This is a genomic window from Clostridium sp. K13, from assembly GCF_019734195.1.
Classification (GTDB): Bacteria; Bacillota; Clostridia; order Clostridiales; family Clostridiaceae; genus Clostridium.
The window spans coordinates 21656-43264 of the sequence record NZ_JAASHM010000028.1; the positions used below are offsets into that span (position 1 = coordinate 21656).

Sequence of the window (21609 nt, forward strand, 5' to 3'; positions counted from 1 at the left end):
GTGTCGCTACTCTCTCTTATCCTTTTTTTCTACCGATATGTGTCGCTACTCTCCCTTATCCTTTTTTCCTACCGACATGTGTCGCTACTCTCCCTTATCCTTTTTTCTACCGACATATGTCATTTTCAAATTTACGCTTACTATTTTCTCTTATTAATGTACTCTTACTTATCCCTAATAATCTTTCAACTTCTTTATAACTTCTATTACCACCATTTACTGTTAACATAGATAAAGCATTATCTAACTGCTCATTAGTATAAAGTTTCGGACGACCTTCTTTCCAGCCTTCTTTAGTTTTTGCTATTGCTTTCCCAGTTTGAGTTCTTTCAACTATCATAGACCTTTCAAATTCTGCAAATGCTAAAAGATTAGTTACAATTAATCTTCCCATTGGCGTATCTTCTATTAAACCCATATTTAATATATGTATTCTTACTCCCTTATCCATAAGTAAATCTATTATTTCTAACCCCTCTTTTACAGTCCTACAAAATCTATCTAATGTTGTAACTACTAAAGTATCACCCTCATTCAGAGCTTCTATTACTTTTTTAAATACTTTTCTTTCTTTCATACTACTTTTACTTTCTTCATATACAATTGCAGTAGGATATCTATTTGTTATAAGCCCTAACTGTTGTTCTAATGAGTTTCCATCTAATTGATTACGAGTTGATACTCTAGCATATCCTATTACTTTATTACTTATGACACTTTTGATACTATTATCTAAAGTTATATAGTATTTACCCTCTTTTGAATATAAATCTTTTGCTATTTCTTTAAACCCTGTAATTAATATCGAATACTTTTTGCTCCCTAAATTCAAAAAACGTTGACTTTTATAATTAAATCCCCAAACTACTATTTTATCTCCATTTTGAAGTACAGTAATTTCTATATCTTCAAATTGATATATTTCTCTTGTATATCTATCACTTTTATGATTTTCTACTATTTCACTTAAAAATTTCTCCATTTTTTACCCTCACTTTAGATACTTAGTTTTGACATCATTACATATACTGATTTTACATCTTATCTTTTATAGGTGTCAATAATTAAAAGTTTTGAAACTATAAATAAAAATAAAATGGTATTAATTGAAGAATATCAACTAATACCACTTTTATCTATAATAATTTTTCTATCTCATTTTTTTCTAATCCTGTAATACTACTAATAGTATCTATATCAAGTCCAGCTTTCAGAGAATTTTTAGCTACTTCTATAGCTTTATTTTTTTCTCCTTCTTTTTTACCTATTTCTTTACCTATTTCTTTTCCTATTTCTTTTCCTATTTCAATTCCTTTTTCCTCGGCATTTTCGAGAGCACTTACTTTATCTAATAAAGCAGCTCTTCTATCTTCATACTTCATTCTTTCTTTATCACTTGCACTTAATCTTAATAGTTCGTTTTTTGCTTCTTTAATTTCTTTTATAGTCATTTCAGCCTTTTCAAGTTTATTACTTATAGGATTTTCTATAAATTCCATCCATGCATCAAATACATCTTTTATTTCTTCATTTTTTGGCAGTTTAGGTAGCTCTATAAAGTGTATTTCCTGAAGCTCAGTTAATTCCTCGTTTGTATTAATTTCTTTTAATCTATATATTGAATGTGCTTCTTTTGTCTTTAAACACTTAAAATTTAATATGTTTATACAAATTGTTTTTGCTAATGTATCATACTTTTGCCCTTCTGTAAGTTGACTTTCAAACATTTTACTCCAATAATATAGACTTCTCTTCACCATATTATGTTCATCTTTTATTTGAATTTCAATATTAATTAATTCATTTTTATTAGTTTTTGCCTTAATATCTAATCTACTAAATTTATCTTCAATAGATTCTTTATCTATATCATTATTCATTATCTGTACTGTTTCTATTAAATCCTTAGGCTTAATTACTGCATTTAAAAATGATATTAATATTCTTGGATTGTTTTCATTTCCAAATATTCTTTTAAATACAAAATCCACTTTTGGACTTAATATTTCTAATCTAGTCACTATAAATCAACACCTTTTCTAATTAATATTCTATCTATATTATACTATATTAATTATTCTTATCATCTTTTTTAATATTAGGCTATGTTAGCCTTCTTCGTGATAAATATAGCATAAAAACAACCACACCTTAGACTTTTCAATATATTGAATTCTAAGATGTGGTTGCTTCTATAACTTACTATAAATTGTTCGTAATATATTAATATTGTTCACTTTATTATATTATAGCATTAACTTAATTTACACATTTCATTTAAAGTATTTTTGTTATTTCTTTAATACACATTTTCCCCATCGTAGTCGTACAAAGACAAAGTCATTCTTACAAGTATATTTATCTCTAGCTTAATTGGTTTTGGAAGTATTTATTTATCCTATTTTAATGTCTTTAGCATCATTTGTAGTTATTTACTTTATTGTTGCAATAAACACATACAATAAAATCATTTCTAATTACTTATCAAATATAAAAGAGGCTATCACATGAACAATTTTCAATTGGTATGCGACATCCTCTTTCATTTATGCATTGTTTATATAGATACCTAGAATCACTCTAGATTATATATGACTGGTATTTAACATAATCCTCTTTACTACATTCTATACTAAATAAAGTTCCTTCATTAGTATATTCAGTTTCTAGAACAGTTGAACTATCAATTATATAAGATGTCATTTTACCATCTTTATAAGGAACCATAACCTTACATTTTATATAATCCATAAATATATTTTTACATATAGATTCCAATAATTCTTCTATACCTATATATTTTTTAGCTGAAACCAGCATCCCTTCTATATTGAATGTATCTAATTCCATTAAATCAACTTTATTATATACATAAATCACAGGAATATTATCCGCCCCTATTTGATTTAATGTTTCATTTGTTACATTTATATGATTTTCATAATTAGGATTAGATATATCAATCACATGAAGTAATAAGTCCGCATCACAAACTTCTTCTAGAGTAGACCTAAAAGCTTTTACTAAACTATGAGGTAAATCCCCAACAAATCCCACTGTATCTGATAATAAAAAAGATTTATTATTATCTAATTTTATATTTCTAACATAAGTTTCTAAAGTTGCAAATAGCATATTTTTTTCAAATACTTTTTTATCTTCATCATTTATAAACTTCTCTACTAAAGCATTCATAACAGATGACTTACCAGCATTTGTATATCCTACTAAAGCTACATTAGGAATATTAGATTTTTTCCTTTTACTTTTTTGTACTTCTCTTTGATTTTTTAATACTTCAAGCTCTTTATTTAAATTAGCAATTTTATCTTCTATTCTTCTACGGTCTAATTCTAATTTTGTTTCTCCTGCGCCTCTGTTTTTAGTCCCTACTCCACCACTTTGACGACCTAAATCTTCATTTGAACCAACTAATCTTGGTAATTCATATTGGAGCTTCGCAACCTCTACTTGTAATTTAGATTCTCTTGTTTTTGCTCTATTTGCAAAGATATCTAATATTAACGCAGTTCTATCTATGACATTACAATTTATTTCTTCTTCAATATTTTTAACTTGTGACGCTGATAATTCATTATTAAATATAACTATATCTGCATTGTTTTCTTCTACTAAATTTTTTAATTCATCTATCTTCCCACTACCCATATAAAAAGTAGAGTTAACTTTCTTTGAATTCTGCTTAATTTGACCAACAGTTTCTATTTTGCAAGCTAAGCATAAATTTTTTAATTCTTCCATAGATTCATCAAAATTATTTTTATTATTTATATTAATTCCTACAATTATTCCTTTTTTATCATCTTCATAATCTCCTGTAATTTTATATTTAAATATTAACTTTAAATATCACGGGATTATGACTCTTTATTAAATTAAGATAATAGCCACAACCCGTGACTTATCCTCTTAATCTTATTGACGCTATTCCACCATTCATAATCATTTTAACACCTCCTAATTTAAATCTACTATTACTAATCTATCTTTTGTTTATATCTAAATAACTGTATCCAATCATTATAAGAAACTTCACTAATATTATTAAGATTTATACCTAGGTATTTAATTACTGCATGAATTTGATTTTTTGTAAATACATCTCTTAAGTTATTAATAGACTTAGATATAAAACTTGTATATTCATTCCATTCATCTTTAGATATATCATATTTATATTTTCTTTTAAAATATACTAAGACGCAATCTACACTAGGCATGGGATGGAAGTCTTCTCTATTAAAATAGTGCACTATCTTAATATCAAATTTAGTTTTTAAAAGTAATGATAATTTACTCTCTCTAGGTATTCCCATAAATCTTTTTGCGGAACCTTTCTCCATAACTAGCCACATATCAGTTGGTGAATTTAACTCTTCTAATAATAATTTCTTAATAATCTTTGTTGTTATATAAAAAGGAATATTAGAAAATACCTTATATTCTCTTTTTTTAGGTAATTTCCAATTTAAAAAATCTTTATTAATAAGAGTAACATTATTTTTACTTTTAAATTTATTTATTAAATTTCCATATAAACTTCTATCTAGTTCTATAGCTGTAACCCAATAACTTTTTTCACATAAAGCTTCTGTTATATGACCTTTTCCTGGTCCAATTTCAATAACAAAATCATTTTTGGATATATTTGTTTTTTTTATTAATTTATATATAGTATTTTTACTAGTAATAAAATTTTGCGATACACTAATATCAACTTTTCCTCTATAATTATTACTTTTAGCTTTCATTCATAATCTCCTTAATTCACTATTTTTACTCTTTAAATAGCACGGAGTTATGACATTATATTAAATTTGTTTAACGATAGCCACAACTCGTGCGCTATCTTCTTAATCTTATTGACGCTATTCCACCATTCATAATCATTTTATTTCCTCCTATTTTTCATATAATAAGCTTTAAATATTTGTTTATAATTTTTGCATCTTTATTAAGTAGTTATTTTCAAACGAAGATATTTTTAAATTTTTTCATTATTTATACTCTCTATGTTAACTATTAATATTAAATAGCGCAGAGCTATAACATTATAAAAAATCCCCTAGAATATAAGTCGATATTCCAGGGGATTTGTATATTAAGCATATGCTATCTAATTTATAATATACCCAGGAGTAATGTATATTTTTTTTAATTTATTAAGCATTATATATAAATTTTTCATAACTACAACTCCTTTCATATTTTAATGTATTTAATAATACCATAAACTATATTTACTGTAAAGCACTCCGATTCACTTCTAGCAAAATCACAATATACTTTATAGATAAAATAAAAAATAGGAGCTATGCTCCTATCCTTTTGCTTCGCAATATTAAACAATTGCGAACTTGATTATATTATACAAAATATCCTATTATTTTTCAATTATAAAATAGTTTCATTAATTTGAAGTAAAGTTCCTTATTTTAGGTTAACTCAATGAATCTATTTCTAATAGTGGCTCTAGTTACATATGTATCCTTAGTAGCTACATTCACTAGCATATCTTTAATTCGGTCATTCTTCTTATTCTTCTTACTTAGTTGTAGAAATTTAAACCAAGCCAAATAATTATTGATATATTTTGTGGATACACCATTAAAAGTCATTAACCATCTCTTAAAGCTACTGTGAAGAGCATTTATATGCTGTAAATGATAAACACTATCTATCATTGATTTTCCTCTAGGAACTTGCTTTAATTCTATATTCAACTTGTCCTTTATTCCTACATATGATTTATGTGAATCTACGCAAAAAGTAGCCTCTTCGCATATTTTATTGTCAAAGAAGTTAACTATTTGATTCGTTGTAATTCTACCATTACAAACCGCACCCATAAGGATATTTCCTTTTCTATCAATTGCTGTCTCTATACAAATCTGCTCTTTTGATATTCCTCTTTTATTCTTATCATTTTTACCTTTACCTCTTTTTCTAGGGTTTCTAGGCATTACAAATGTAGTACTTTTAGAGTGATTCCCTTTAAAAGACTCCTTAATAAAGCATTCATCTACTTCTACTATACCTTCAACTTTATCATTTTTTAATGATAGATTGATTACATCAAGTATCCTATGACGCATGTAAAAAGATGTTTTAACACCTACACCGACTTCTTCAGCACATTTTCTTATAGAAAGTCCTAATATCATTAATTCGCAGTATTTTAGCCATTTATCTAAGCCTAATTTTGTATTAGAGAATGGAGACATAGTAAACTCATCAAAACTTGTACGACAACGTTTACAGATATATCTTTGTCTTCCGTTAGACTTCCCGTTTTTATTTACATCTTTACATTGACATTTTGGGCATTCGTATCCCTTGGAAAATCTACTTTCTTTAACATTATCTCTAATTTCAGAAGAATTAAATAAACTACTTAATACTTCCTGTGCTACCGAAATTAATTCTATAAGTTCATTCTTTTTTAAATCTTTTATCATAGCTTTTATATTTGTTTTTGGCATAATATTAGGTATCCTTTCTACAAATTAGTTGAAATATAGTTTATATCTATATTATAGCCTATTTTAGATAGGATTAATCACGAAGTTAGCTAACATAGCCTAATATTATAATAACCATTCTTCAATATACTCGTAAATGAATATAATAAACTAAAATAAAATAAAAGTAATTTACATATATTATAATACATATTTATTGATATTTAGAAATACATTCAAAATATTATATATAGTTATTTAACCCCTTCGCTCACAAATTATTTTTTAATTTATACTTGACATAAAAGCTATAATCATTTATGGCTAAGGTGAATTAGGAAACGGCTCGCTCCCCCCCTTGCAACTAATATAAAAATATATACTAATTGCAAAGGGGATAAGCAAACACTTTATGGCTCGGAGCCATTGAGGTATCCGTGTCGCATTTATCCCGTGGCTTCCAACCACTATGTGTATCAAACTTGCTTAGGTCTGGTTTTATCAAGTATACTACCATGTAACTCTACACACACCCCTAGGAGCTAATGCAAACTCCACCAGGACAGGCACTCCACTACTAAGAAAACTATCTTAAATAGCTTGTCTAAGAAAAGTGCCTTACCATCTAACGGAGCTGTTATCGGTGGTGAGCCGACCAGTTTTTTATAGTGTTATTCCTTTAACCACTTACCCATTTTAATAGGATTTTTCTTTATTTAATTAATTTTTTCAACAAAAAAACTCTTAGGTACAAATACCTAAGAGTTTATATATTAAAACTTATGTTATATACAATAAAAAACTTAATTCAAATATAATTGTTCACTTTTAACCTATTTTTTTTGAATTTTGTCAACTTTTTTATATTGCACAAATATTCACCTTATGCTAGAATATAAGCATAAAATGAATTTAAAGTTCCAACACTCTGTCTCTTGGTATTCTGGTTACCAGTTTCAGTTATATAAATTAAAATGTTTGGCGACATTTTAATTTATCGTTCGGAATTAAAATATGAAGAAGAAATTCTTCTTTTTTCTAAATTATATTATATTTTAGAAATTAATACAATATAATTTGGAGAAAAAAAGCAGTAAATTTTAAATTTACTGCTTTTTAACTATTCATTTGTTTTCTTATAAAATGGATTTATCAATCCCTATTTTATCATAAAAACTATACTTTAGTTAACTCTTCTTTTATTTTATCTCTTATTAATTTTCCTCTTTCATATTCAATTACTGACTTTTCATATATACTTTTATACTCTTCAATAACATCTTTAAAACACTTTTCTTCAACCACTCTATTATACTCTTCTTTAGCTTTCTTCATTTTAAAATATAATATCTTAACTTTTTCAGAGTATTCTTCATATATATTAGGTTCAAAAAATATTATTAATTTTTCTAACTTTTCTTTTTGTCTAATGATGTTATTTAATCTATCTTCATCTTGGCTCTGGATCACTATTCCATTTAGTAATTCAATTAAAACTTTTACTTCATCTGCAAATTTGAAAACATCACTTTTATTAAAGCTCTTTCTATTTATTCCCAAAAATTTCCACTCCCTATTTCCTTCCCTATCTATATAGGCTTTCATAAGCCTATATTAGCTTCTATTAAGTAAACTTTATAATATATCCTATTTCCTAACTTATCTTTAACTATATTAATTCCAAATTCATCATTATTTATCTTTTTAAGAGATTTTTCAATTTGTCCATCAGTCATTTCTAAATTCATTGTTTCAAATACTAATGTTTCTTTACCTGATATTATTTCTGATGAATATTTTTTATTATTTCTTTCTCCAATTTCAATGTATTTATCTACTAGCTTCTTTTTATTATTTTCAAATTCTTCATTTATATCTAAATTATCACTTTTATCTTTTTCTTCTTCAACAAATTCGCCCACATTAGATACTATTTCAGACTTATCATTATCTTTTTTATTCTCTATTTGTAGCTTATTTATTTTTGTATTTAATAATTGTATCTTTTTATTATTAATAGATAAACTTGTTTGTAGTATAAGTATAACTACAACTAAGATAATTATTGTAATTTTATACTTTTTATTCTGTTTTAAATTTAAAATACCTTTCAAATATTTCATATAACTTCTCCATAAATGTTCGTATTTTCAATAAATTTAAACAAAAATATACCAGGAATAAATTAAAATTATCCTGGCATATTTTATATTAATCCGAATATTATTACATATTAATTTCTATTTCTCTTGTTTTTGTTTTTAGCTTGTCCATACCTGCTAAATGTAAGTCTTTCTCTTGCTCCATTTGATACTCTATGAGATTTAATTTATTAGCTTCAATTGTAATATTATTTATATTAGAACCTATCCACTCACTATTATCTATCTTTGCTCCCCTTAAATCTGCTCCCCTTAAATCAGCATACACTATACATTGTGTCATATCTGCACCTTTAAAATTGGCATCTCTTAAATCTAAATTAATTAATCTCATTCCACTTAAATTTTCATTTTCTAAATTTAATTGCTGTCCTCTAAGACCATTACTTTTTACCCATTCTTCATGCTCTCTTATTTTTCTCCAAATCTCTTTTTCTTTCTTTTCATCCCTCATATCTAATTTCTCCATTTCTATTTTATTTTTTAAATCTTCAAACTTATCATTTATAAGTTTAAAATCACTATCCATATATTTTTCATATATATTATCCAATAAATCTAAATCTTCAATTCCTGTTTCAATAGATATCATTGCTCTTACAAAATCCCCATAATTTTCTTTCATTAACGCTTCTATATTATTTTTAATTATTTTAAAACTTATCTCTTCTAAATCCCTATCTGTTAACTTCCAATCATCACTTTCAACACTTTTTTCTTCTAAATCTTTCATAATTTCTTGCTCCTTTATTCTATATAAGCTTTTATCATACTCTATATTTTCTTTTATCCTATATAAATTTTTATTATCATCAATGTATATTAAATTATCTAATTTATAATCTGTACCAATATAAACATCTCTATATTTCCCTTTAACTTTCATTGCTACTACTTCATTTTTTATACTTAACTCTTTTTCATTTTCTAAAAATATATTTGAGTCATTTTCATTTATTATTTTTTCTAATTCATCTCTAGTAATTTCATTTATAACAACTCTATCTTTCCCTAGAAAATTTATTAACTTTTCATCTTCTAATTTTTGCTCTATTTTATCTTTATTTTCTAATAATAAAGAATTACTATTAATTAATGTTTCCTCTATAATTTCAATATACTCTTTTACCGTTTCTCTAACTTCATTTATTAATTTCTCTTTATCTTTTAATTCAACATTTTCAGTCCAAGATTTTATATATCTAAATGAATACTCTGATGTATCTAATCCAAAATAGCTGCATACTGCATATGCAGACATTTCAGCTTGAAACTCCTTTTCATTTGTAGTGTAGTTATCTCTTGTTTCCATTGTATGTAGTTTTGCATGAGCCAACTCATGTATTAAAGTTTTGACATTTTGTAATTGTGTATTTCTTGGATTTAAAGCTACTTCTTTTGTTAATGGATAACTAACACCTTTTACTGATCCTAATTCTTCTTTAGGCTCTATAATTCTAACTCCTATTTTATTCGCTATATTTTCCATAGCTTTATACATTAAATCATAATTATTAACTTCTCCATCAAGCCATCTTCCAGGAAAAATCTTAGGTAAATCTTTTGCTTTAGCATTAGTTTGAGAAACCTCAAAAACATATCCTTGATTAAATATTAATTTCCCTTTTCTTACTTCTATTTCTCCTTGCTCTATTAATCTTTTTTCTTCTGGAGTTGCTTTACTTAATTTAACTTCTTCGCCTTTTGAGTTAATAAAGTAATCACTTAATCTATTTGGAACTAAAATTTTAATTCCTTTTTCACCTTTATTAACTGTAAAACCTTTTTCTTTCCAAAAAGCATATGATCCAACAGCTAATGCTCCTTTAAATTGTTCTTGAATTAGAAAAGTATTTCTGAATGAATAGTTGTAAAATTTACTCATATAACTAATAAGTTCTTTAAAATGCTCTGGACTTGTAAAACACTTTTCTATTCCTTCATTAGCTTTTTCTAAAAGATTATTAACTTCTTTTTCCTTATCTTCTTTTGATTTTTTATTGTATGCTTTTTTCATTTTTTCTTTCTCCTTTCCTAAAAATTCGTATAATAAAACGCTAGGCATTTACCTAGCGTTATTATTCAATATTTGCATTATCATTTAATATTTTTTCAAAACTTGTCCTTTTCACATTAAATCCATTTTTAGAATAAAATTTATATAGATACTCCATATCATCACTTATCAATAAGCCCCCAAAAATCCTTTTTGAACCTATATTTTCAGCATATTTAATTAATAATTCAAGTCCTTTTGATGCATGTCCTTGCCTTCGATACCAATATTCAGTATCTATAGATACTATATGCAAATCTTTATTAAAAAATATTTCTGATATAATTTTGGAAATACATTTATCATACATAGCCTCATATATTTCAATTTCTATAGTATCAACAAATATCTTTCTCTCAAATAAAAAAATTGCATATATTGAATTATTATAACTATATATATTACTTATTATTGCTTCTGAAGACTTTTCATCTACCATTTTAACCATATTTTTAAATAATTCTTCTTTTCTTTCATAATTATCAATTTTTCTTTCTAGATTTGCTATATTATCTCTTAAATTTTTTATTGTTTTTTTATAAAACATTAACCCCATCCTTTTTATTTTTTTATTATATTATACATGGGTTTTAACATTTTTTTCAGTTCATTTTTTTGTTCTTCTTTAATAAAACTATTATCTAAATTGACTTCTATTCTCCTTATATACTCCTTTTTATTTAAATTTCCATTTTTAATATGACATATTAAAAAATATATATTTTCAAAACATATAATTCGTTTTGGCAATTTAAAAACATCAAAATTCCCATTACCTAATCCTTTTAAATACTCAAATCTAAATCCATCTATCTTATTAATTAAATATTTCTTTTCTATCTCTCTTAACATAAAATCTTCAATAATATAATGTTTCATTTGATATTCTATAAGTGGATTTATAAAAAACTTATTGTTTATATAGAAATTAACTTGTTTTAAATAATTATTATATATTACCCCATCTTTTTTCTCCTTTCCTAAAAAATTTAATAATAAAGCACCAGGTATTTTACCTGGTGCTAATCTACAATATTTTCATTTACAACTTTAGTTTCTAAATCATACTCAACGATCATTGTTTCTCTATCTTCATCATTTAACTCTGCCTTTATTGATGATACATAATCTTTTGAAGCTTTAACTATAACATCTTTTTTTTCAACACTATTATATACTTTTAATTCAGTATCACTTAATGCTTCTATTACTATTCCTAAATTGTTAAACATAATTCCTCACCTCCCTTCAAGTTTACATAGAATGAGAATATTCAATTTCTCTTTGTAATCTCTCATAAGCTAATTCATTTTTTATTTTTTCAAAGTCTTTATCAAATACTTTCTTTAATCTTTTTATATCTTTTGCCGTTAATACTAAATTGGTATATGAATAATTTTTTATAAAACTTTTATTATCATTTTTCTTAATAACTTCAGTTTTTATTTCTCTAAGAAGTGCATTTCCCATTCTATAATATAATTCATCTATCTTATTTTTCTTATAATTTTTATAAAAATGTTTCTCTCCTTCCCCATAGACTTCCTTTAAATATTCTTCTTCATCATCTAAACTTTTAATTAACTCTTCAAAATCATCTTTCTTATAATTTTTTATATAGTATGAAGTTAATTCATCTAATAATGGTTTAACTTCATGAAGAGAATTATATCCATACTGCCATTGTCTTTTATCTTCTGGTAATCTTTTTATTATCTCTGTTACTAATCTTTTCATCTCTATATCTTGGTGAAAAGATATTTCTTTCTTACCATTAATAATATTATTTCTCATAATGTCATTAATTTCTTTATGTTCCTTACTCCTATCTATAAGAGTATTAGCAAATTTACTTTTCATTCTATATAGGTTTTTATATTGCATAAATCCATCTTCCTTAGTATATCTTGTAGGATTTAATTCTACACTTGCAATATGAATATGAATATTATCTGTGTTAAAGTGCATTGAAGCACTCCAAATTAAGCTATCAAAATTTTCTCTTTCTATCATTTCTGTCATAGAATTTCTTACTGCTTCCATTATTCTCTTTTCATCTAATGCCCCTGTTCTTCTATCATATATTCCATGTTTCTCAAGCCATTCATTATCAAAACTAAAAACATCTTGCCACATGAAACTTCCATTTTCTTGTGCAATAGAAAAACATCTTTTTAACTTTTTACTTTCATCTTCAGTCAAAAAATCTCTATCACTTGTAAATAGATTTCCACACTTTTTAGGATTTCCCATATAATCATTGAACAATGAATATTCATCAAGTTTATAGTTTCTTACTGCTTCCTCTCTATCAATATAATTTATATAACTTGAAAATTTTTCACTACTGGACTTAACCCATTTTCGTTTATGAACTATTCCTACCATATTTCACCTTAATATTTTCTATCGAATCCTTTTACTATTTTTGCTTCTTTTCTCTTATCAACAAGTTCACTAGCTCTAGTTAATGCTGGAGCAATAACATCTTCTGTTGTTGCTAACCTTCCATACTCAGAAATTACAAAAAATCCATTAATCATTTCTAATAGTATTTGAGTATTTCTATCTGTATCATTACTAGCTTTCTTAATTCCTTTAAAATCTAATTTAATTTGTTCTGATACTTCTCTTGCTATCAATTTAATCATAGCTTCAGTTGTAATATCTGAATTTTGCCTATGCTCTCTTATAATTAAATCTAATGCTTCACTATTATATTTAAGATTATTTTTTTCTTTAACTTCTTCTATATACTCTAAATTTTTTTTAGATAACATATATATTTTTCTTTCTCTATTTGCCATTAAATTTCACTACTTTCTTTTTTAATATTCAAAAACTTAAACAGTTCTTTTATTATTTTTAAAAACATTTTATTATTGCTATCAATCTCTTTTTTAATTTCTTCAATATCACTTTTTATTTTTTCTGATACTTCTTTTGTTATAACTTTACTCATATCATCTGTTGTGATATTAGAATTTTGTCTATGCTCTCTTATTATTAAATCTAATGCTTCACTATTATATTTAAGATTATTTTTTTCTTTAACTTCTTCTATATATTCTAAATTTTTTTCTGTCATTTTATATTCTTTTCTTATTCTTGCCATGCTAATTAATACCTCTTACTTTTTATTAAAGGGCTTTGCCCTCGCTATCGCTCACCCATAAACTTTAAAAAGTTTAATCAAATACCAAAAAGGAATTATAAAATATCTTTGATGGAAATTACCTCTGTAGATATTTTATAAGAGCATAAAGAGAAACTGTCCCCAAAATTTTTGGGGAGCTAGGCAAAGCCTAGCGTTTCATAGGGTACAAAATCTTTTCCAATTATGCACCTTCGTCATATATAAATCATATCTAAATCATACTTTTTATGACTAACCGTCATATCTTGATTTATCTATAATCTTGCTTCTTTTCTTCAAGTTTATTAATTTTTTCTTCAAGTTCTTTTATACTATTTTCATTTTTTCTTATCCCATTTTCTAAATTCCCTATAGATGTTTTATTTGAACTTATAGTGTTTTCTGTAACTTCTATTTCACTTTCTGTTTGATATTTTTTATCTTCTTCAAGTAAATTTATTTTCTTATTTATATCTTCTATCTCTGATTTTTTATCTGATATATCTAAATTTAGTTCTTCTATTTTCGATTTTATATCATTAATTTCATTATCAATTACTTCTTTTGTATATTCATTTCTACTCTTCTTTTTTAGAGTATCATCTATTTTTATATCTCTTATATCTGAATAAAATTTAACATATTTATTATCACTAACCTCACTTTTTTCTTTTATGGTTAAAGATAAAGCTTCCCATGTTCCGCTTATTTCTGTCGTAACAATATAATCACTATAAGTTATTTGTACTACTTCACAAGGTATTATTTCTGTTGGATTATTTTTTTCTCTTATATTAAAATCTAAGTCTAAATCACTATTTGAACTATTTTCCTTTAATTTTATTGTAAATTGCACTAATCCATTATTAGGATTATATTTTCTATCTTTTATTGAAAAAGAAATATTATTAAGATACATTTCTTGATTTATTTCTGTAGTAATCAAATTTAATTCTTTATTAAAAAGTAAATTTGATGAGAAAAAAAATAAAGCTCCCAATACAAATATTGAAGCTAAAAAATAATAAGGAATAGTTTTATTTTTTTCTATTTTTCTTTTCACAATATCAACTTTTTCTTGCATTTCATCTCTACTTATCATAAGATCACCAAACTTTCTTTTATTAAATTTAAATTATTTCACCCAATTATTATTTAATATTCATTTAATTTTTCTCACTCTTTTAGTTAACTATTCTTCTTACTTTACCATTAAATTTTTCTTTATAATAACCACTTAATTCAGAAACTGTTACCCCTGTTGAAGTTCCATCATGTAGAAATTTATTATCTCCAAGATAAATTCCAATATGTCCATCAACTGTGTATGTATCAAAAAATATTAAATCTCCCCTTCGCATTTCACTTGCATCAACTTTTTGTCCCATATTAACTAAAGAGAATGTAACTACACTTTCTCTATCTCCAAGTTGAATACCTGCACTTGCATAGCAATAATGAACGAATGAAGAACAATCAAATCTACCTGCTATTACATCTGCTTCTGTTCTTCCTCCCCCCCATACATAAGGTGATTTTCCAACCCACTTCATACCAGCTTCGATTACTGTTTCTATTATTTGATTACTACTTTGGTTTAATCCAGCATTTCTAAATTCCATTGCATACTGAAAAACTTTATTAGGATAATTAAACTGTGCATTATCTAAATCTACTTTCATACCATAAGATGGACCCCCATTATAACAAGCAAAAATTCTTCTTAGTGTTTCTCTAAAATCACTATCATTTTCATCACTATTCCATTTCACTAAATCCATATTCTCATTATTATTGTAGTTAAGTTTAGGTACTTTATTTTGCTTATACAAAACATAATTACCATAATATCTTATCTCATAAGCTCCCGCAAAAATTTGAGCCCTTGGATCATTTAAAAATATATTCCACATTTCTTCACTATCGTTAAATGTATATCCATTTGCTAAATATATCTCTCCTAATCCCATATCAATTAAATATTTCCACAAATCTTTTCCACTTGATGGGTCTACTTTTTGTATTTGCATTATTCCATACGCCCCTCCATAGGAGGTATTCGGATTAAAATTACTTTCTTGTTTTGCTACTGCTGCTAAACACCAATTAGGTATATTAAATATAGTAGAAGCTTCATTAAAATAATTAACATATTCTTGTGGTACTCCCGCTACTCCTATATCAGTTATCATTCCACCACTTCCAGTATTACTTATAGAATTTTGATTTATTATAATAGATATAGTTGCTGTCATTAATAGTAGAGTAATTATCGTAACTATATTGAATGATAAAATTATTTTTATGCTATTTTTTAATAACTTTTTTTCTTTAGACAAACCTATCACTCATTTCTACTAAAAATTATTTTTAAGAAAAAAGATGTCCCCGTGGGACACCTTTCTATTAATCAACACTATATTCAACAACTTTATAATCATCATTTATTTTTAATAATTTAACTTCATAACTATCATGACCATCATTTGAAATTTGCTCATACTGATCTACTGTACTCCAACCTACCCTTACATTAAATATAATATAATCATTATCATACTCATTCTCAACTTCATAAGATTCAACTTCATCTATAATACATTTTTTAATAGTTTCATTTTTACCTAAATACATATATAATGATTCTACTTCTTCTTTAAGTGGGTCTGCTACATATTTTACTGCTAAATCTACAGTTTCCTTTGGTTTTTCTATATCAAAACTTGTAATTGCTTGTACAAAATTCTCCGCTACATTTTTAGCTTTAATTCTCTCTTTTAGAGAGAATTTACTTTCACTTAATAACTTATTGTTATATCTAATTTCTTCATCTGAACTACCTGTACCTATACTTGTTTTAAATCCTGGTTCTACTACTATATCCTCTGAATTTACTTGATTATTTTTATCAAAACCTTCTAATGCATCATCTAACTGATACTCATTATATTCTTCTTCATCTTTCTCATTAAAACTATTTGAATTTTCATCTATCATTTGAGATGTACTCTTTCTTTCCTCATTTATTTTTTTATAATTTTTAATTCCACAACTTACCCCAACAGTTATAAAAATTGCTATTGCTCCTATAATTAATAATTTTATTTTTTTACTATTCATATTAAGCACCTCCAGCGAATAATTGCTTTTCTTTATCTGTAATTTCTATATTTAATTTAATATTCTTATATCCATTTATAGCTAAAATACATTCTCCCTTTTTAAAAGTCGGTATTCTTTCTATTTCACTTTCTGTTATTTGACCTGCAAATATTTCTTTAAGAGCTTCTTTAGAGTTATTGTCTTGTTGCATTATAAATTTATATTGAGTTAATTCAAATAAAGTTTTGATTTTATGTAATGCTTCACTACTAATATTTTCGGGAACAACATCTCTAATACTTTGAGTTGCAAACATAAGACCAGCAAAATATTTTCTAGCTTCTCTCTCAAATGCTATAGCATAATCAACTGCCATTAAATTATCTGAATTTATAAATTTATGAGCTTCATCTATTAATACAAAGAATTTTTGACTATCTTCAAAACTAACTTCCCTATTATCATATAATTTCTTTGCTACTGACCCTTTTTTTAAGGCATTATTCCATAGCATTGTCATTATGTTAAATGTTTGAGCGTTGAATACCCTTTTATCAAATTGTGCTAAATTTTTAATTTCAAAACTTACTATCTGTTCATCATAGAAGTTCTCTAATGTTGAATGTCCATTAAATAATTTCCCATAATCATCAACCATACTTCCTATATTAAGTTCTATATATTCAAGTCTTTCTCTCTTGGTGTCTGATAAGGTTCTTTTAACTATTTTCTTTTCAAAATCTTCATAAAGCTCTTTTCTTATATATTCCAATAAATCTTCCATTATTGGATATTCATTAGCATTGTAAGTTGTTGCTCTACTAATTTCTATTCCATAATCTTTATAAAACTCTCTTAATATCCTTTCAAACTCTCTTACTTCAGCTTGTTCAGCATCTGGAGCTAGACACCTATAAATCATACTCACTTTATTTAAATGGTTCATATAGCTTTGTTCTTCTAATACTTCATTAGTATCTTCATCAATAACAGTCGCAAATACTTGAAGTAAATTTATAATTCCATCAGTTCCATCTAATGCTATAACTTTACCTCCTCGCTCTATTACCAATTCTCTAAATTCACCTGCTATATCAAATACTCTAACCATATCTCTTAATATAGATGAATTTTTTAATAACTTCTTTAATAAGGTAGACTTACCAGCTCCCATAAGTCCAACTACTAAAGCATTATAAGACTTCCTAAAATCATTCATTGTAAATATATTAAAAAGTACATTTCCACCAGTTCTAGTTGTACCTAAATACATTCCAGTCGGATCACTTAACTCCGTAAAATGAAATGGATAACCCCCACCTAAATAGATAGAAGGGATTGGCTCCCCAACTCTTTTATTTCTAAAATATCTTTGATTAGTTGCACTCTCAAATAATGATTTCCATTCATATTCTTGTTCATTAATTAATACTGCACCTCTATATCCTTTATTTTTTATAGCTTCTAATACTTCTTTAACTTTTATATCTAATTCTTCTAATGTTAAAGCTGATACATAATATCTAATAGTTACTAACTTAATAACTTCTTCATGTTGAGTTATGTCATCTACCAAGCCTTGTAGTTTTTCTACTTCAGCAGAAGCCTTTATCCTATCAATATTAGTTGCTGCATCATCTATTCTTGTATATTGCTCTGATATAGATCTTTCTATCTGCTCTAAGATTTTATTTTGATTTTCTGTTGAAATATCAACTGTTACTATTACATTCGATAAATCTGTTAAATCTTCAAGCCAAAAATTCTCTACTCTTGTTTTAAATTCATATATTCTTATACAACTCTCATATCCATCACCTTTTATTATTGCTCTATCTGAAAAGCTAATTCCACCTACTGGCTGAATAGCCTTTAATAAATATGGATTGTATTCTATCTTTTTTCTTAACGCCATATTCTCCACTCCATTCCTATTTTTAGTAAAATAAAAAGATACTAAATTTAATTAGTATCTTTTAAAAATCTCATTTTATTTTAAATTCTCAATTATTCCTCTAATATCAGCTTCTCTATATCTATTGTTTTCTGTTGTCCAAGCAACTGTCATATTCATTTTCTTTAATAATTCAATTAATTCATCAATATCTTCCACCCTTGCATTAGTATACATATATAATTTTCTAAGTGTTTTATCCTGAGGACTTCCTACAGATAATCTTTTTTCTCCTATTAATACAGTTTTATCAGCATCATCAATAATATTTAATCTGTTAACAATATTACGATTTTTTCTTAAAATTTCTATTTTCTCACTTATATTAGTTTCTTGTGGAATAGCTCCATTAAGCTGATAAAGAAAATTCATAAAATTAAAATCTCCACCTGTGTATTCTAATTGTAATTCTCTAATAAAACAATTTTTCATTTCTTTATCTATATAAGCCTTAAATATACCTTTCCTATGATTACCATATAATTTAATTTTTTTCATAACTTTTGTATTTCTCATATATAAGAATAGCATATCTTTAGATTCTTTATCTTCTTCTGATAAAAACATCATAAACAAAAATCTACCTTTACCCACTTTTAAATCAAATGCTAATGCTTTATCTAATGATTCTAAAGCTGAAATATACATATTGTTCAATCCACTAAAATCAAATTCTATTGCCATATATTAATCCGCCCCTAAAAATTATAAATTCATTAATTAATATTATAGCATAATTTGTAAATACCGTATTGTTCAATTTTGAAAGACCAAACTTCATTGTTTTATTTGCAATATATTTAATTTTTATTACTCATTACTTCTGTATTCCAATTTTCACAAAAGCTTTTAACTTTCTCTTCATCTTCAGAATAAAACTTAATATCATCATCAATCACTATATCTTCTTTTACATAGCATATTATACAAGTACCATCATTTTTATCTAATTGTGCAAAATACATAACTATTTATCCTCCTATTTATCCCATAATATTTTTTTATTTTTCATAACTACTCCCATATAGCTTTTATCTAGTTAATAAGTTTTGTGTTGGGGTTATTTAACTTAAATAATATTTTTAGCTTCTTTTCTACAGTTAATGGAATAAGTTGAACAGCTATATTTTGACTTCTAAATAATGTTCTCTTAATACTTTCCTTCTCTTCAGTATCTTTAATAAATATCATGATATAAAATTCTCTATTTTGTCTAGTTGATTCTAAATACACTAATTGTTCTAACTCTTCTATTAATTCATAATAATATTTTTCATTATCACACTCTTTTATTTTCTTCTTGATAAACTCTTGTTGCTTTAATGTATTAACTGGGAAATTCATAGTTATTAATTTTATATCAAATGGATATGACCTTAAAAAGGCTATAAAATTATATATATTCATTGTAGTTTCAACATCAGTTAAAGAATATATATCCTTACTATCAATTTGGAATATATCTAAATATCCATTTTTCATTATTATGCTGTCATCATCATCTACATCTATAAAACCTAATAGCTCCTTAGTAGAAGCTAATACATCTTTGTTAGCTTTTCTTATTTCTTTTAACTCTAATTTTTTTTGTTTCTTCTCCTCTTTCTTTATCTTTTTTTCTTCTTTTGTTAGCTTTACTTTTATATTCTTTTTCTCCTTTTCTATTTTAATATCATCAAATTTTCTTACTGACATTCTTTAATTCCTCCCAAAATAATAGGAATGGTATTTCTACCACTCCTATTCTCTTATATAAGCTTTTCTATTTCTAACCAAAGCATAATATATACTTTGGTACTTTCTCCTTTTCGGATTAATTGAACTATTACTCCTAAAATAAAGTCCCATAATAGCCATAAAAATATAATAAAAAGTTCTTAATGGAGGATATACTAAGAAATTTAATATCCATACAACACACATAAATATTCCCATAAAAACTAAATCAAAAACATATAGGTTTTTTGTTAATTTAACTGATGATGAAATTTCCTTTGGTAAAACGTAAGCCATTATTTCTTTCTTCCTTTCTTATTTTTATTTTTAATATCCCATTTACTTGTAGTATTGTATCCTAAGCTATAAGCCCTATTAATGTTATCAACAAATCTTGATCCTTGTAATTTGTCTTTCATATATTGACCAATAGTCCTATCTTCCATTTCTCCCTTAACTTCTTTTCTTCCAGCATTGTTATTTTCAGAGTTATTCTTATTATTTGTAGATTCATTAGCTACATTACCTTTATTATTTGATACTACATTTGTTTTATCTTCAGTATTAGATTTTATCTCCTTAGTATTTATATTTTCTGTTGCATTTCCCCTTCCTACACTATCTGTATTATTTTTATTTATAGAATTTCTTGAATCTCCTATATCTTTAAATTTATTTTCTGAAGCATTTAAATTACTTGTATTATTTTTAACTGCTTTCATTCCTTCTTGTACAGTCTGTCCTTCTGATCCCTTTATTTTATTACCTTCTATATTATTTGTACTAAAATCTTTATTTGGATTATTTCTTAGATTTTCTATGTCTTTAAATTTATCATCTAATGAACTTACATTACTTCCATTATTTTTAAATGACTTCATTCCTTCTTGCATAGTTTGTCCTTCTGAGCCATTTATTTTATTGCCTTCTATATTATTTGTACTAAAATCTTTATTTGGATTATTTCTTAGATTTTCTATGTCTTTAAATTTATCATCTAA

At 25.5% G+C, this 21609-nt stretch carries 22 protein-coding genes and 1 pseudogene; all 23 read right to left on the reverse strand.

Going from position 1 to position 21609, the window contains the following annotated elements; translation table 11 throughout:
* Window positions 1-106: 106 nt before the first annotated feature.
* Window positions 107-982: a recombinase family protein gene (locus tag HCG76_RS13890; RefSeq protein ID WP_221700965.1), complete on the reverse strand. Its 876-nt coding sequence runs from the start codon at window positions 980-982 to the stop codon at window positions 107-109.
* A 154-nt stretch (window positions 983-1136) separates the two neighbouring features.
* Window positions 1137-2021 (reverse strand): Rpn family recombination-promoting nuclease/putative transposase, encoded by an 885-nt coding sequence (locus HCG76_RS13895; protein ID WP_221700964.1) that lies wholly within the window; start codon window positions 2019-2021, stop codon window positions 1137-1139.
* A 559-nt stretch (window positions 2022-2580) separates the two neighbouring features.
* Window positions 2581-3858: a GTPase HflX gene (hflX, locus tag HCG76_RS13900; protein WP_341350801.1), complete on the reverse strand. Its 1278-nt coding sequence runs from the start codon at window positions 3856-3858 to the stop codon at window positions 2581-2583.
* 140 nt (window positions 3859-3998) lie between these two features.
* The gene (locus tag HCG76_RS13905; RefSeq protein WP_007286427.1) at window positions 3999-4772 is read right to left on the reverse strand and encodes a 23S rRNA (adenine(2058)-N(6))-methyltransferase Erm(Q); all 774 of its coding nucleotides are present in this window, start codon (window positions 4770-4772) and stop codon (window positions 3999-4001) included.
* A gap of 684 nt (window positions 4773-5456) precedes the next feature.
* Entirely contained in the window at window positions 5457-6503 is a 1047-nt protein-coding gene (locus tag HCG76_RS13910) for an IS1595 family transposase (RefSeq protein ID WP_164788643.1), read from the reverse strand.
* Window positions 6504-7658: 1155 nt separating this feature from the next.
* Entirely contained in the window at window positions 7659-8042 is a 384-nt protein-coding gene (locus HCG76_RS13915) for a hypothetical protein (RefSeq protein ID WP_055276954.1), read from the reverse strand.
* A 41-nt stretch (window positions 8043-8083) separates the two neighbouring features.
* Window positions 8084-8605 (reverse strand): hypothetical protein, encoded by a 522-nt coding sequence (locus tag HCG76_RS13920; RefSeq protein ID WP_221700986.1) that lies wholly within the window; start codon window positions 8603-8605, stop codon window positions 8084-8086.
* A 103-nt stretch (window positions 8606-8708) separates the two neighbouring features.
* Complete coding sequence (locus HCG76_RS13925) at window positions 8709-10661, reverse strand: ImmA/IrrE family metallo-endopeptidase (protein ID WP_260458152.1); 1953 nt, start codon at window positions 10659-10661, stop codon at window positions 8709-8711.
* 61 nt (window positions 10662-10722) lie between these two features.
* On the reverse strand, window positions 10723-11247 hold the full coding sequence (locus tag HCG76_RS13930; RefSeq protein WP_055276948.1) for a GNAT family N-acetyltransferase: 525 nt from the start codon (window positions 11245-11247) through the stop codon (window positions 10723-10725).
* Window positions 11248-11261: 14 nt separating this feature from the next.
* Window positions 11262-11579, reverse strand: coding sequence for a hypothetical protein (locus HCG76_RS13935; RefSeq protein ID WP_156327450.1), 318 nt, complete (start codon window positions 11577-11579; stop codon window positions 11262-11264).
* A gap of 143 nt (window positions 11580-11722) precedes the next feature.
* Entirely contained in the window at window positions 11723-11932 is a 210-nt protein-coding gene (locus HCG76_RS13940; RefSeq protein ID WP_055276944.1) for a hypothetical protein, read from the reverse strand.
* Between the two features lie 22 nt (window positions 11933-11954).
* Entirely contained in the window at window positions 11955-13088 is a 1134-nt protein-coding gene (gene mobP2 / locus HCG76_RS13945; protein WP_221700984.1) for a MobP2 family relaxase, read from the reverse strand.
* A gap of 8 nt (window positions 13089-13096) precedes the next feature.
* Window positions 13097-13507: a hypothetical protein gene (locus HCG76_RS13950; protein WP_221700983.1), complete on the reverse strand. Its 411-nt coding sequence runs from the start codon at window positions 13505-13507 to the stop codon at window positions 13097-13099.
* Entirely contained in the window at window positions 13507-13815 is a 309-nt protein-coding gene (locus tag HCG76_RS13955) for a hypothetical protein (protein ID WP_055276938.1), read from the reverse strand. Before HCG76_RS13955 ends, HCG76_RS13950 begins: the two co-directional genes overlap by 1 nt.
* A gap of 292 nt (window positions 13816-14107) precedes the next feature.
* Window positions 14108-14938 carry a hypothetical protein gene (locus HCG76_RS13960; RefSeq protein ID WP_221700982.1) on the reverse strand — a complete coding sequence of 277 codons (831 nt, stop codon included), beginning with the start codon at window positions 14936-14938 and terminating at the stop codon, window positions 14108-14110.
* An 82-nt stretch (window positions 14939-15020) separates the two neighbouring features.
* Complete coding sequence (locus HCG76_RS13965; RefSeq protein ID WP_260458151.1) at window positions 15021-16175, reverse strand: C40 family peptidase; 1155 nt, start codon at window positions 16173-16175, stop codon at window positions 15021-15023.
* 67 nt (window positions 16176-16242) lie between these two features.
* Window positions 16243-16956 (reverse strand): hypothetical protein, encoded by a 714-nt coding sequence (locus HCG76_RS13970; RefSeq protein WP_055276934.1) that lies wholly within the window; start codon window positions 16954-16956, stop codon window positions 16243-16245.
* Window position 16957: 1 nt separating this feature from the next.
* On the reverse strand, window positions 16958-18853 hold the full coding sequence (locus HCG76_RS13975) for a VirB4 family type IV secretion system protein (protein WP_221700981.1): 1896 nt from the start codon (window positions 18851-18853) through the stop codon (window positions 16958-16960).
* A 75-nt stretch (window positions 18854-18928) separates the two neighbouring features.
* Window positions 18929-19576 (reverse strand): hypothetical protein, encoded by a 648-nt coding sequence (locus HCG76_RS13980; RefSeq protein ID WP_055291679.1) that lies wholly within the window; start codon window positions 19574-19576, stop codon window positions 18929-18931.
* A gap of 116 nt (window positions 19577-19692) precedes the next feature.
* Window positions 19693-19857 (reverse strand): hypothetical protein, encoded by a 165-nt coding sequence (locus tag HCG76_RS13985; RefSeq protein WP_156327837.1) that lies wholly within the window; start codon window positions 19855-19857, stop codon window positions 19693-19695.
* Window positions 19858-19927: 70 nt separating this feature from the next.
* Window positions 19928-20587, reverse strand: a complete 660-nt coding sequence (locus HCG76_RS13990; protein WP_221700980.1) for a hypothetical protein — start codon at window positions 20585-20587, stop codon at window positions 19928-19930.
* Window positions 20588-20632: 45 nt separating this feature from the next.
* Window positions 20633-20905, reverse strand: coding sequence for a DUF5592 family protein (locus tag HCG76_RS13995; protein WP_055276923.1), 273 nt, complete (start codon window positions 20903-20905; stop codon window positions 20633-20635).
* Window positions 20905-21609: pseudogene (locus HCG76_RS14000) on the reverse strand (hypothetical protein); the annotation flags it as partial. The gene HCG76_RS13995 and the pseudogene HCG76_RS14000, both read right to left, overlap by 1 nt.